This is a genomic window from Pseudomonas putida, assembly GCA_041879295.1.
Classification (GTDB): domain Bacteria; phylum Pseudomonadota; class Gammaproteobacteria; order Pseudomonadales; family Pseudomonadaceae; genus Aquipseudomonas; species Aquipseudomonas putida_Y.
This window is the reverse complement of the sequence record CP047152.1, coordinates 3,284,096-3,298,154: the sequence shown is the minus strand read 5'-3', so window position 1 is coordinate 3,298,154 and position 14,059 is coordinate 3,284,096. Positions and strand designations below refer to the sequence as shown.

Annotated in this window: 8 protein-coding genes; 6 read left to right on the top strand and 2 right to left on the bottom strand. The window is 64.4% G+C overall.

Features of this window, described 5'->3' with window-relative positions; translation table 11 throughout:
* Positions 1 to 71: 71 nt before the first annotated feature.
* Both GST84_15180 and GST84_15175 read right to left on the bottom strand, forming a co-directional pair.
* Positions 72 to 1,223, bottom strand: a complete 1,152-nt coding sequence (locus GST84_15180; protein XGB13594.1) for an acyl-CoA dehydrogenase — start codon at positions 1,221 to 1,223, stop codon at positions 72 to 74.
* Positions 1,224 to 1,239: 16 nt separating this feature from the next.
* Complete coding sequence (locus tag GST84_15175) at positions 1,240 to 2,313, bottom strand: enoyl-CoA hydratase/isomerase family protein (protein XGB13593.1); 1,074 nt, start codon at positions 2,311 to 2,313, stop codon at positions 1,240 to 1,242.
* Between the two features lie 328 nt (positions 2,314 to 2,641).
* Between GST84_15175 and mnxG the strand changes: the two genes are divergently transcribed.
* Genes mnxG through GST84_15145 form a run of 6 tightly spaced genes read left to right on the top strand, consistent with a single transcriptional unit; the run spans position 2,642 to position 14,038 of the window.
* On the top strand, positions 2,642 to 8,479 hold the full coding sequence (mnxG, locus tag GST84_15170; protein XGB13592.1) for a manganese-oxidizing multicopper oxidase MnxG: 5,838 nt from the start codon (positions 2,642 to 2,644) through the stop codon (positions 8,477 to 8,479).
* A gap of 18 nt (positions 8,480 to 8,497) precedes the next feature.
* Complete coding sequence (locus tag GST84_15165; GenBank protein XGB13591.1) at positions 8,498 to 10,474, top strand: beta-propeller fold lactonase family protein; 1,977 nt, start codon at positions 8,498 to 8,500, stop codon at positions 10,472 to 10,474.
* Positions 10,471 to 11,127 (top strand): SCO family protein, encoded by a 657-nt coding sequence (locus GST84_15160; GenBank protein XGB13590.1) that lies wholly within the window; start codon positions 10,471 to 10,473, stop codon positions 11,125 to 11,127. The genes GST84_15165 and GST84_15160 overlap by 4 nt, the downstream gene beginning before the upstream one ends.
* Positions 11,124 to 11,789, top strand: a complete 666-nt coding sequence (locus tag GST84_15155) for an SCO family protein (GenBank protein XGB13589.1) — start codon at positions 11,124 to 11,126, stop codon at positions 11,787 to 11,789. The genes GST84_15160 and GST84_15155 overlap by 4 nt, the downstream gene beginning before the upstream one ends.
* A 5-nt stretch (positions 11,790 to 11,794) precedes the next feature.
* Positions 11,795 to 13,384: an ABC transporter substrate-binding protein gene (locus GST84_15150; protein XGB13588.1), complete on the top strand. Its 1,590-nt coding sequence runs from the start codon at positions 11,795 to 11,797 to the stop codon at positions 13,382 to 13,384.
* Positions 13,385 to 13,396: 12 nt separating this feature from the next.
* Positions 13,397 to 14,038: a peptidylprolyl isomerase gene (locus GST84_15145; GenBank protein ID XGB13587.1), complete on the top strand. Its 642-nt coding sequence runs from the start codon at positions 13,397 to 13,399 to the stop codon at positions 14,036 to 14,038.
* The last annotated feature ends 21 nt before the right edge of the window (positions 14,039 to 14,059 follow it).

The following is a 14,059-nucleotide window of genomic DNA, read 5'->3' as shown; positions in this document are numbered from 1 at the left end:
CCGCGAACACCGGCAAAGCCGGTGCCATCCACCGCGTCGCCCACTCCCCCAAAAACCGCGTTGCCTTTGCGTTACAGCGGATAGTTTTTCAATTCCCGTGCAATCAGCATGCGCTGGATCTCGCTCGACCCTTCATAGATCTGCGTAATCCGCGCATCCCGGTAATAGCGCTCCACCGGGTAGTCTTCCAGATAACCGTACCCACCATGCACCTGGATAGCCATCGAGCACACCCGCTCGGCCATTTCCGAAGCGAACAGCTTGGCCTGTGACGCTTCCGACAGGCACGGCTTGCCGGCGCTGCGCAGGCGGGCGGCATGCAGGATCAGCAAACGTGCGGCGTTCACCTGCACCTGCATGTCGGCCAGCAGATTGGCGATGCTCTGGTGTTCGTTGATCGGCTTGCCAAACTGTATGCGGTCACGCGAGTAGACCAGCGCCGCTTCGAATGCGGCGCGGGCGATGCCCAAGGCCTGGGCGGCAATGCCGATACGGCCGCCTTCGAGGTTGGACAGGGCAATGGCCAGGCCCTTGCCACGCTCACCGAGGATATTGGCGGCAGGAATGCGGCAGTTGTCGAAGGTGACCGCGCAGGTGTCGGAGGCGCGGATGCCCATCTTGTGCTCGCTGCGGTCAACCTTGAACCCAGGGTTGTCGGTGGGCACCAGGAACGCCGACAGGCCTTTCTTGCCCAGCTCCGGGTCGGTCACTGCGAAGACGATCGCCAGGCCGGCACGGCGGGCATTGCTGACGAACTGCTTGGCTCCGTTGATGACCCACTGGCCATCCACCAACTCGGCGCGGGTGCGCAGGTTGTGCGCCTCGGAGCCGGCCTGTGGCTCGGTCAGGCAGAAGCAGCCAATCACCTCGCCGCTGGCCAGGCGTGGCAGCCACTGCTGTTGCTGTTCGGCGGTGCCGTAGGCCAGCAGCGGGCCGCAACCTACCGAGTTGTGGATGCTCATCATCGCCCCGGTGGCGCCGCAGCCGGCGGCGATCTCTTCCACTGCCAGGGCGTAGGCGACATAGTCGGTGTAGCTGCCGCCGAAGTCTTCGGGCACCACCATGCCCAACAGGCCCAGTTCGCCCATCTTGCGCACCACGCCATCATCGATCCAGCCGGCCTTTTCCCAGGCCTGGGCATGGGGTGCGATTTCGCCACGGGCAAAGTCCCGGGCCATGTCGCGGATCATGATCTGTTCTTCGCTCAGTTCGAGGTCTTGCATCTGTGTACTCCCGGGCTCACAGGCCTTCGAAGAATTGTTCGACCCGCTGGCGTTGCAGCGCGGCCAGGGTCGGCGGGTTCCAGCGGGGCTGCTTGTCCTTGTCGATGATCAGGGCACGCACGCCTTCGATGATGTCGCCGTGCTGGAACCACTGGCGGTCCAGGTGCAGTTCCATGGCAAAGCAGTCGTCAATGCCCAGCTCGCGCCCTCGGCGCAGCATCTCCAGCGTAACCGCCATGGCCAGAGGCGAGCGGGTTTCCAGCTGATCGGCGGTGGCCATCGCCCAGGCGTGGCTGTCGCCAAGGCTCACCGCACGCAGTTGCTCGACGATGGCTGGCAGGTCGGGCAGGGCGAAGAAGTGGTCGATGGCCGGGCGCAGCTTTTCCAGTGGCGCATCATCCAGCACCTGGCTACCGAGCCTGGCCAGCAGGTTTTGCAGGTCCTTCAGCGGGTGGTCGCTGAAGTCGAGCTGGTCGAGGCCTTGGTATAGGGCGGCGAGCTGGTCGCTGGCCAGGTACCAGTCGGCCAGGCCGCAGTACAAGGCGTCGGCCGCCTGGATCTGGGCACCGCTGACACCCAGGTAGATGCCCAGCTCGCCGGGGATGCGTGAGAGGAAGTAGCTGCCGCCCACGTCCGGGAAGTAGCCGATGCCAACTTCGGGCATGCCCAGCCGGCTGCGCTCGGTGACCACGCGCAGGTCGCAGCCCTGGGCCAGGCCCATGCCGCCACCGAGGGTGAAACCGTCCATCACCACCAGTATTGGCTTGCGGTAGCGGTGAATGACCAGGTCGAGGGCGTACTCTTCGACGAAAAAGGTTTCATGCAGCGTGTCGCCGGCCTTGAAGCTGTCGTACAACGAGCGGATGTCGCCACCGGCACAGAACCCCTTGGGGCCTTCGCCGCGCAGGACCACGGCGCGCACGTGCGGGTTGTCGGCCCACTGATCCAGGTGCTGACGCAGGCTGCGCACCATGTCCAGGGTCAGGGCATTGAGACCGGCAGGGCGGTTCAGGGTCAGGTGGCCGATCTGGTTGCGGACCTCGGCCAGTACGTGGTCGGTTGCTGCCGCGGTATGAGCGTGCGCAGTCATTGCGTTCTCCCTGCTTTGTTATTGATTTTCCAAGTGAAGTCTGGAGTTCGCTGGAGGATCGCAGGATCCTTGCATGCGAATTTGCCTTGCACAATCGACAATTGTGCAAGGGTATCGTGCGTTTTTACCTTGTGCGAGCCCAGCGCGCGCCTTGTGGAGTAGCCATTACCCCACGGGACGTCGTCCCCCGATTCGGGGGAACCTGTTGGGGGATCCTCCCCAGTTTGTTGCGGTTGACCGCACAACTTACTGACAAATATGGAAGTTTTCTTCTGGCACACACCTTGCTCCAGCTCCTCGCAGAGATCCTGTGTCCCGGAGGTGCAGCATGTCGACGCCGCTCAAAGGCCCCATCCTGTCGTCACTTTTACTGGCCTTGCTTGGCTGGGAAGCAACCAGCGAGGCGGCTGTGCAGTGCCAGCGCACCCTGGTCGCCAACGTGGTGGCACTGGATCAGCCACTGATGTTCAACCGCCTTGGCGCGCAAAACGCCAACGGCATGATGTTTGCCCTTCGTGAGGATGTGGTGGACGACAAGCAGGTCCCCCTCAGCAAGGGCGGGGCCGCAGTACCGGGCAAGGTTACCCTGCGCCCGGACAAGCGCCCGCGGCCTATCGTGCTGCGCGTGGCGGCCGGTGACTGCCTGACGGTCAACCTCACCAACCTGCTGGATTACAAGGCGAACCCCAACAAGCACGGTATCGAGGCCGAAGTGCCCGAGGGTGAGGCAGAGGCGCCGGAGGTTGAAAACGAAGGCGGCGAAGGCTTTGTCGCCGACGAGCAGGTGGCCGAGCGCATGGTCGGCTTCCAGGTCAACGGTATGCAGGCGGTGAACAGCATTGCCGATATTTCCGCCTATACCGGGCGCAACGGCAACTTCTTCGTCAACCCCGGCAGCACCCGCAGCTACACCTTGTATGCCGAGCGCGAAGGCGCCTTCGCCGCCACCAGCAAAGCCGCTACGTTCGGCGGCGAGGGCACGGCGGGCAACGTCTCCAATGGCCTGTTCGGCCAGGTGGTAGTGGTGCCCAAACTGGGCCGTACCTACCGCAATACCCTCACCGAAGAAGAAATGCGCCTGGCCACCACCGGTCGAACTGCCACCGGCCAGCCCGTGATCGACTACGAAGCCCGTTATCCGCAGGTCGAGCCGTGGATCGCCGAAGGCAAGGCTGGCAAACCGATCATTGCCATGGTCAACGGCAACGAGATCATCAGCAGCGAAACCGATGCCATCGTCATGGGGCCCAACCCCGACGGCAGCTTCCCCAGCTCTACTTACCCGCTGGAAAGCACGGGCAAACGCAACCCGGCGCTGCCCAACCGACTGGAGGCGTTCCGTGATTTCGCCTCGCAGTTCGCCGACGAGGTTGCCGGTACCCAGGCCTTCCCTGGCTACTGGGCCGACCCGGTGATGGGCCACGTGCTGGAGCCGGCGCGCGATGCGTTCATGATCAATTACGGCTCTGGTGGCATGGGTGCCGAAGTGGTGGCCAACCGCTTGGGGGTGGGGCCGATGCACGACTGCCTGTCGTGTGCCTATGAAGAGTTCTTCCTCAGCGCCCACACGGTCGGTGATATAGGCACCCTGGTGGATGTACCGGCCAACGTCGGCCTGGAACACATCCGCCCGGGCGAAGTGCCGCCGGCCAGTGCCGTCGGGGTCAAGGCCAGCATGGCCCTTTACCCCTCAGAGCCTGCCAACGTGCACCACAGCTATATCGGTGACTTCACCAAGTTCCGCAACACCCACAACGGGCACGAGCAGCACATCTTCCACTTGCACGGCCATCAGTGGCTGTTCAACCCCAATGACGACAACTCCGACTACATCGATGCCCAAGGCATCGGCGCTGGCGTCGGCTACACCTACGAAATCGCCAACGGCGGTTCGGGCAACCGCAACCGTGTTGCCGGCGATGCCATTTACCACTGTCACTTCTACCCGCACTTCGCCCAAGGCATGTGGGCCATGTGGCGGGTGCATGACGTGTTCGAAGAAGGCACGCGGCTGGAGGTAAGCGGGGAGGGCGAGAATGGCTTCCACAGTACCCCGTTCGCACTGCGGAGCGGTAAGCCGGCCGTTGGCGCCCGAGCCCTGCCCGATGGCGAGATCATTGCCGGTACGCCTATTCCGGCCATCGTGCCGCTGCCCGGCAAGGCCATGCCGCCCATGCCCGGCAAAGTCGTGGTCGTGCCCAAGCTCTCCGAAACGTTGGTTGCCGCCAACGATGATGACCACGAAGACGATGACGAGCCTGCCGGCGAGGCGCCCGTGCGCAAGGCCGTGGGCTCGCTGGCGCTGGTCGACCGCACCGAGGCCAACCGAAATGCCGACGGCACGTTGAAAAACCCAGGCTACCCGTTCTGGATCGGCGGCATGGAAAGCAGCGTCGGCAATCGCCCGCCAACCCCGCCCCTGGACATGCTCGACCCGGCCCTGGCCCGGCAACTGAAAGACAGCGGTAAAGCCCTGTGGGCCAACCTGGATGCGAACCAGGTCGATGGCTGGGACGGCGGCCTTGGCCGCCATGCACTGGACGGTGTGTCGGCCGGTGGCGTAGCGGATACCACCACCACCAAACTGGACTTCACCAAGGTCGTGCACAAGGCCAAGCCCATCTACCTGCCTGAGGAGGGCACCGATGTGGAGCAGGCAGCCATGCAGTTCCACGCCATGGGTGAACACCCCAGCTATGCACTGATTCCCGGTAACCAGCCAGTGGCCAAGGCGTTCCGCACCAACGGCGCCTTGCCGACTGCGGGTGCGCCGTACTACGAGCCCTGCATGGATGACCGTGGAAAACGTCTGACGCAGTCCTCCGGGGTCGGTGAGTTCAACAGTGGAGAGAGCCTGACGGGTGTGAACTTCCGTGGCGCCTCGGCCTTCACTGCCGACCGCCCACGCATCTACAAAGGGGCCAACATCCAGTTCGACGCGGTGTATAACAAAGTGGGCTACCACTTCCCGCAGGCACGCATCATCGCCCTGTGGGAGGACGCCTGGCCGGTCATTACCAAGCAGCGCCCGCCAGAGCCGCTGGTGATGCGCATGAACACCTTCGACTGCGCGATGTACCAGCACACCAACCTAATCCCGAACATCTATGAGATGGACGATTACCAGGTGCGCACCCCGACCGACGTGATCGGCCAGCACATCCACCTGCCCAAATGGGACCTGACCGCCGCCGACGGTTCGGCCAACGGCTGGAACTACGAAGACGGCATTCTTTCGCCCGGTAGCGTGGTCGAGCGCGTGCATGCCATTCGTACTTATAACGGTTGCACCGAAGGGGATAGTCGCGATGGCACTGCTGCCTGCCCGATAGCCAGGCAGCACCCGTACTTCGGCCGCTTTGGCCGCGCCGACTGGCTGGGCGCACGTACAGCCATGCAGCGCTGGTTCGCCGACCCGCTGGTGAACGTGCATAACGTCGACCGTGGCCTGGGCACCATCTTCACCCATGACCACCTTGGCCCATCGACCCACCAGCAAGTGGGCCTGTATGCCACCGTGCTGGCCGAACCGGCCGGCTCTACCTGGTACCACGCCGAAACCGGCGAGCAGCTGTATAACCCGGCCACGCGCCAGGACGGCGGCCCGACCTCGTGGCAGGCGGTGATCCAGACCGGCGATCACGATGGCGACGGCAAGAACGACAGCTACCGCGAGTTCTTCCTGGAGTACAGCGACTTCCAGCATGCCTATGAAGCCGGCGTGTATGTAGGCGCAGGGCCGGACGGCATTCCCAATGCCCAGTCGTACCCGGCCACGGCCGACAGCTTCCGCTACGCCATCAACCCGCCCGTGCGTGGCAAGGCGTCGAGCCTGCTTGAGGCCATCGTCGAGGAACGTGGTGGTATCAACCCTGGCTGCCCAAGCCGGCCATGCCCGCAGGCGATCTCGGTGGATGACCCGGGGATGTTCGTCGTCAACTACCGTAACGAGCCGCTGGCCCTGCGCGTGTACGACCCGAACAAGGTCGGCCCGGACGGCAAGCGTGGCATGCAGGCCGACGGCCTGGCCGGCGACCTCAGCTATGCCCTGCAAACCCGTACCGACCGCGCTATCCCGGCGATGAACCTGTCGCCATCGGCGATCACCTCGGCAGTCGGCCCCACCGGCGGCACCACGCTGTTCCCGCCACATATCAACACGGCCGGCGCCGAGCCGGGCGACCCGTTCACCCCATTGCTGCGAACCTATTCCGGTGACAACGTGCGCCTGCGCATGCACGCCGGTGGCCACGAAGAGGAGCACAACGTCACCCTGCACGGCGTGAAATGGCTGCAGAATGGCTCTGGCTTTGGCAACAGCTCCAACTCGGGCTGGAAGTCGTCGCAAATGATCGGCATCTCCGAGCAGTTGGGCTTCATGGCGCCTGTGTCGATGATCTCCAGTTCGGCAGCCACCAACGGCGACTACCTGTACTCGCTGGACGCCGCCCTGGAGGGCTACTGGAACGGTATCTGGGGCATCATGCGCAACTACACCGCGCAGCGTGCCGACCTGTTCCCGCTGCCCAACAACCCGCAGCCGGTGGCCATGCGCAATACCGTGAACTTCAACGGCATCTGCCCGAAAACCACGGCCAACCCCAACGGCATCGGCACCCGCACCACGGTCAAGCGCAACTACGAGATCGTCGCGGCGCTGGCCAACGACATCCTCGAAAACCGTAACGGCGTCAGCATCAATGACCCGGCGGGCATCGGCCAGCATGTCGGAGGCGCGCTCAAGGCCGACGGTGGCACCCTGGTGTTCAACAGCCGCAAAACCGCCATCCCGCTGGTCAGTGGGGTAGACCCTGAAGATGGGGCGACCTTCACCATCGGTGGCCACAGTGCGCCGCTGCATGACCCGACCGCGATCCTGTACGTGCGCAAGGCTGACCTCGACGCCACCACCGGCAAGCTCAAGCCGGGTGTTCCGGTAGAGCCCCTGGTACTGCGCGCCAATGCCGGCGACTGCATCAGCATCACCCTGGAGAACCGCTTGCCACTGGTGATGCCAGACCTGTCGAGCACTGCAGTGATGCACAACGTGGTCAAGCGTGACCGCTTCGACAGCGAAGGCTCCACCGCGTTTGCCAACAACCTGATGCGGCCGTCCAGCCACGTGGGCCTGCATGCGCAGCTGCTGGCCTACGACATCACCAAGTCCGACGGTGCCAACGTTGGCCTGAACCCGGTGCAGACCGTGCCACCGCGTGCCGGCACCAGCGGCGCTTACCCGACCAAGGAGTACCAGTACTACGCCGGCCACTTGGAGCGTGAAGGCAAACCGGTGTCGCAACTGGGCCGCACAGTGGACAACATCAAGACCACGCCTATCGAGTTCGGTGGCCTCAACCTGATCCCGTCAGACTTCATCAAACAGCCGCAGAAAGGTCTGGTGGGTGCCATGAGCATCCTGCCGCAAACCGCCACCTGGACCGAGGATACTGCTACCCGTACCCAGGCCACGGTGAAGGTCAGTGGCCAGCCGGACTACCGCGACTTCGTCACGGTGTGGCAGCGCGCACTGAACATGCGCTGGGCCGACGGTCGTCCGGTAGAAGGTATCAATGTCGAAGGCAACGGCGCTGCCGGTGACCCGCAAGACAACGGCAACATGGCGGTCAACTACAAGACCGAACCGTTGTGGCTGCGCTTCGGCATGGCGCCCGACTCGCCATTCGGCCGCGCCAATGGCCTGGGCTTTGGTGATGTACCCAACGCCCACATGGCCTACGCCAACGCCCTGGTCGGTGGCGACCCGCAAACCCCGGTGCTGTACGCCAAGCCAGGGCAACCGGTGCGCAACCATATCGTAATGCCCAGTGGTGGCAGCCGCGGCATGGTCTACCAACTGGACGGGCACGTATGGCCACTGCACAACTACCAGGCCGAGAAGAGCGATGCGGACGGTTACCCGATGAGCATGCCCGGTATCGGTTCGGTGCGCTTTGGCTACAACCCGATGGCCATGTACATCGGCGCGCAGGAAAGCGTACTGCCAGCGGCGCACTTCAGCTTCATGCTGCCGAGTGCCGGCGGTGCCAACGCGGTGGCGGGTGACTACCTGTTCCGCGACTACGCCGCCTACGGCAACCTTTCGGGGCTGTGGGGGATCTTGCGGGTGACCAACGAAGCGCCGCCGGCAACGGCCCCGGCGCAGTGACGGAAGGGGAACGCGAGCATGAACAAAAAGACTCGCCCTGCTTACCTGGGGGTAGTGTTGGGGGTAGCGCTGATCGGCCTGGGCGTGGCGTACGAAAAGCTATGGTGCGACCCGCGCGAGCTGTTGCAGGAACGGGCCAATCCGCAGGCCTTGCACCGGCTCAGCCGGGACGGCGTGACCGTGGAGTTCGAGGCCCGGCCATTGGCCGGAGGGGAACTGAAGGAGGGCGATTTCGCCAATATCCGCTTCAAGCTCAGCGACCAGACCAGTGGTCAACCGCTGTCGGGCATGGCCCCGGGGGCGTGGATCGACCCGGTGCAGTCGGCCCCGGCGGGGGACCGCGAGCAGAGCTGCAAGGCGCGGGTTGCGCTGTTTCTCAAGAGCAGCATCGGGGCCCGGCCGCTGCTCGACCTGAACAGCTACTTCTTGCTGATGTTGAACAATGACGCCAGCCTCACCGTGATCGACCCGACGGTGTCGGTGGGGGGCGTAACCAGCACCATGGCCCGCATCGAGCTGCCAGGCCGGCCCATGGACTGGGCGGCCATCAGCGATGACAAGCAGGTTTTCGTGTCGATACCAGAGCGGGGCAAGGTTTCGGTGATCGATACCGAGACCTTCACCCGCGTGGCCGACCTGGATGCCGGTGACCAGCCGCTGCGCGTGGCCCTGCAGCCGGACCAGCTTCGGCTGTGGGTCGGCAACAACAGCAGCGACCCGGCCAAAGGCGGGGTAACAGTGATCGACGTGCCGGGGCGCAGCGTCCTGAAACACTTCAACACCGGTACCGGGCACCACGAAATCGCCTTCAGCGCCGACTCGCGCTATGCCTACGTCAGCAATCGCGACAGCGGCACCCTGAGCGTCATCGACATCCCGGAAATGCGCCTGGCCAAGACCATCAAGGTGGGCCCACACCCGCTGTCGGTCAGCTATTCGGCGCTGTCCCAGGCCGTGTACGTGGTCGATGGCGAGGAAGGCAGCGTAAGGGTGTTCGATGCCCGCAGCCACCAGTTGCGCCACACGGTCCAGGCCGAGCAGGGCCTGGGGCCGATGCGCTTCAGCCAGGATGGCCGCTACGGCATCGTGCTCAATACTCTGGAGAACCAGGCCCTGGTCATAGACGCCAGTACCGACAAGCTGATCCACCACGTTCCGGTGGCGGCCGAACCGTACCAGCTGACGTTCACCAAAGGCTATGCCTACGTGCGGGGCCTGGCCTCACCGAGAGTGAGCATGATCAATCTGGCCAGCCTGGGAGAGGGGCGCTCGCCAATCGTGCAAAGCTTCGAGGCCGGCCCGGCAGCGCCGCGCCAGGCCGGTGACCTGCCACTGGCCCAAGGGCTGTCGGTATCGCGTGATGATAATTCGGTGTTCGTGGTCAACCCGGTGGACAACAACACCTACTTCTACACCGAAGGCATGAATGCGCCGATGTCCGGCTACAACAACCGCGGCCACCAGGCCCGCGCCGCCCTCGTCGTTGACCGCAGCCTGCGGGAAGTGGCCCCCGGCGTGTATGGCTCGACGGTGAAGCTGCCCATCGCCGGCAAGTTCGATGTGGCCTTCCTGCTCAACCAGCCGCAGATCATTCACTGCTTCAGCACCGAGGTGGCCGCAGGGGCCAATGCCAGCAAACCCAAAGGCGCGCGTGCCGAGTTCATCGGCCTCGACCAGCCGCTGCCGCAGCACAGCGACTTCACCGCGCGAGTGCGGATTGTCGGTGAGGACGGGCAGCCGCGCCTGGGCCTGAACGACTTGAGCCTGCGCTACTTCCTGGCGCCATCGTCGATGCCGCGCAACCTGCAGTTGCAAGAGGTGGGCGAGGGGGTCTACCAGGCGGCGCTGAACCTGCCTGAGGCCGGTGCCTGGTACCTGCATGTGCAGTCGCCCTCGTTGGGGCGCAAGTTTGCCGAAGAAAACTACACCAGCCTGCGCGTCCTGCCGGCTGCTGCAACCAACGCTTCCCAGACTGACGTGAGGAATGTGCGATGAACGCCAAGCATGCTTGCACACTGTTGGCCCTGAGTCTGGCATTTGCCAGCAACCTGGCGATGGCTCACGCCGGTCACGACCATGACGGTCACACCGGGCAACCGCCAGCGGCGCATCAGGAAAAGACCAGCGTGCGCTTTGCCGATGTTTCGCTGCTGAACCAGGACGGCATGCCGGTACGCCTGGAGAAAGACCTGGTGAGTGACCATCTGGTGGTCATGGGCTTCATTTACACCAGCTGCACCACGGTGTGCCCGGTGGTGTCGTCGATCATGGGCAAGGTCCAGCAACAGCTGGGCGGCCGGGTAGGCGAAGAGATTCGCATGGTGTCGATCAGTGTCGACCCCCAGCGTGACGACGCCAAGCGCCTGCAAAATTATGCCAAGGCATTCCAGAAAGGGCCGGGCTGGAGCTGGCTGACCGGTACCCCCTACGCCATCACTGAAACCCTGAAAGGGCTGGGCAGCTTCAACGCCGACCTCAGCCAGCACCCGCCGCTGATATTGGTGGGTGACGGGCGTAGCGGGCACTGGACGCGTTACTACGGCTTCACCGACCCGGCTGTATTGATCGAGGAAATCAACCGCCTCAGTGCCCGCCGGGTACATGCCAAGAGCACCGCCATTGCCGACCACCACGAGGTGCAACCATGAGCACTGCAAGCACCCACCGCGCTGGCATGCGTGCTTTCGACTGGCTGGTGCTGGGTGGCTGCCTGTGGATCCTCACGTCGGTGGCGTTCGCCCACGAAGGCCATGGTCCGCAACCGCCCGAGCCGCAGCCGGCACCACAGGCGATGGCCAGTGGTGGCGGCACCCGCGACGCCAGGACCTGGTTCACCGACACCCTGCTGAAGGACCAGAATGGCCGCGAGCTGCGCTTTTACAGTGACGTGCTTAAGGACAAGGTGGTGATGCTCAACGTGATCTTCACCCACTGCACCGATGCCTGCCCGCTGATCACCCGTAAGCTGCGCGAGGTGCGCGAGGCCATGGGGCCAGTGCTGGCCGGCCAGGTGACCTTCGTGTCGATCAGCAGTGACCCGCTGAACGACACCCCCGAGGTGCTGAAGGCGTTCGCCGCCAAGCAGGGGGTGGATGGGCCGAACTGGTTGTTCCTGACTGGCGACAAGGCCAATGTCGACCTGGTGCTTGGCCGTATAGGGCAGTTCCTGCCGAGTCCCGAGCAGCATTCGACGCAGCTGATTGCCGGTGATGTTGCAGGTAAACGCTGGAGCAAGATTCGCCCGGATGCACCGCCAGCGGCCATTGCCCAGCGCATGCAGCTGCTGACCCAGCCGCTGGCAGGTCGGTGAGTATCATGGGCCGCCTGGGGAATTGGCCTAAGTGGTATCAGCTTTTGTGGGCGCGGCTTTGCGTCGCGAAAGGGCTTGCGATATGGCTCACATGCGCGCTTGGCATGGCATCTTCGACCTCAGCCTTGGCCCTGGACCTGACCGATCACGAACAAGCTGGCAAACGCCTTTACCGTGAGGGCGTTTCCAGTAGCGATGCTCAGTTGCAAGCCCGGGTAGGCGCCAGCGACATCACAGTCCCCACCAGCGTGCTGCCTTGCGCCAGTTGCCACGGCAACGACGGCCGTGGCCGAGCCGAAGGCGGTGTGCGCCCCCCAGGCCTCGACTGGCAACGCCTGGCACTCGGCCAGGGCATGCGTGAGGCCAACGGCCGTCGTTACCCGGCCTATACCGACAGCAGCCTGGCGCGGGCCATCCAGCAGGGCATCGACCCGGCAGGCAATCGCCTGGACCCGGCCATGCCACGCTTCGAACTGACCTTGGCCGACCAGCGCAACCTCACCGCCTATCTCAAGCGCTTGGCCCAAGAACGCGACCCTGGTGTGGAGGAGGGCGTGCTGCGCCTTGGCACCCTGCTGCCCGCGAGCGGTCCGCTGGGCGAAGCCGGTCAGGTAGTGCGTGCCGTGCTGGAAGACGGCGTGGATCAACTCAATCAGCAAGGCGGCATTCACGGGCGGCGCGTGGAACTGGTAGTGCTTGACCCAGGTGCCGACCCGGTCAGTGCCGAACGCGCCTTGCAACAATTGCTCGAGCAAAAGCGGGTGTTTGCCCTGATCGCGCCATTGGCGCCCATGCTCGACCAGCGCCTGACGACCTTGCTGGCGCCACAGAACGTGCCGATGGTCGGCAGCACCCCGCGCAGCGGCGGCAGCGAACAGATCTTCGACCCGCTACCCGGCTTGCCCGAGCAGTTGCTGAGCCTGGCAGAGCATGCCCGTGGAGCGCTGGGCCTGGCCCCGGATGAGTTACGTGTAGTGTTTGCCGGTAACGAGCACGCAGCCTTGGCCGAGCAGGTACGCGAGCTTTTACGACAGCAGGGCTGGGCGCCACCCGCTATCCAGGCTTTCGACGGCCAGGCCGTGGACGGGCAGGGCATCGTCTTTCTTGGCCGCGCCCAGGCCTTTGCCGAGTTGGCCACGGCGTTGCAGGTGGCCGGCCGCGAGCCTTACCTGTTTGCCGCCTCCAGTCAGGTGGCCGGCGCTGTGGCGCGTTTGCCGGCGCAGTGGTCGCAACGGCTGTTTCTGGCCTATCCCTACGTGCCAGAGGACTGGACCGAGCAAGGCATGGCTGCGCTTACCGGGCTGCAGCAGCGTCAGGGCCTGGACCCGCGCCAGGCGTCATTGCAGGTCAATACGCTGTGCGCGTTGCGCCTGTTGAGCGAAGCGCTGAAGCAGATTGGTCGTGATGCCAGCCGCGAGCAACTGATTGCTGCGCTCGAAGGCCTGCACGATGTGCCCACCGGCCTGACCCCGGCACTGGGCTTTGGCCCTGGTCGCCGCCAGGGCATGGCAGGTGCCCACGTGGTGGCCGTGACCCTGCCCGGGCCGCGCTTTACTGCGGTCACCCCCTACCGGCCAGTGCCGGTCAGCCCTTGAGCGGAGGTTGTCATGCGTATCGTATGGTTGTGCCTGTTGCTGGTGCTGACCAGGGCGAGCTGGGCGGATGTGCCGGCGGCGCGAGTCAATGGTGTCGAGATCGGGTTGATGCGCCTGGAGCGCTACTTCAGCGAGTACCTGGACGCCCAGGGTCGGGCGGTGACCAGCATCCGCAACCCAGGCCTGTACAAACGCCTGCGTGACCAAGCGCTGGACGAGCTGATCGACAAGGAGCTGTTGTGGCAGGAAGCGCAACGCCAAGGCATAGCCATCAGCGATGAACAAGTGTCGGCGCAGATTGGTGAAATGGAGGCGGCATTTGGCAGCCCGGCGTTATTCGAAAGGCGGCTGGCAGAGGCAGGCTTCGATAGGGCACAGTACACTGAATACACCCGGCATGAGATGGCGGCCCAGCAGGTGTACGCCCAGCTCAGCGCAGTCGACGTGCCGAGCCAGGGCGAAGTGGAGGCATTCTATGATGCCAACCAGGAGAGACTGCAAGGAGCGCAGAACCAAAGTGATAATCCATCGGTCATACGCGAACAAGGCCTGGCCTTGGCCAGGGCAACGCTCATCGGTCAGCGGGAGGCGCAGGCGCGCCAATCCGTGCGCCAACGTTTGCGCGAGTCCGCTAAAGTGGAGATCGCCAACTGAGACCGTTGAGGGCGCTTGCCC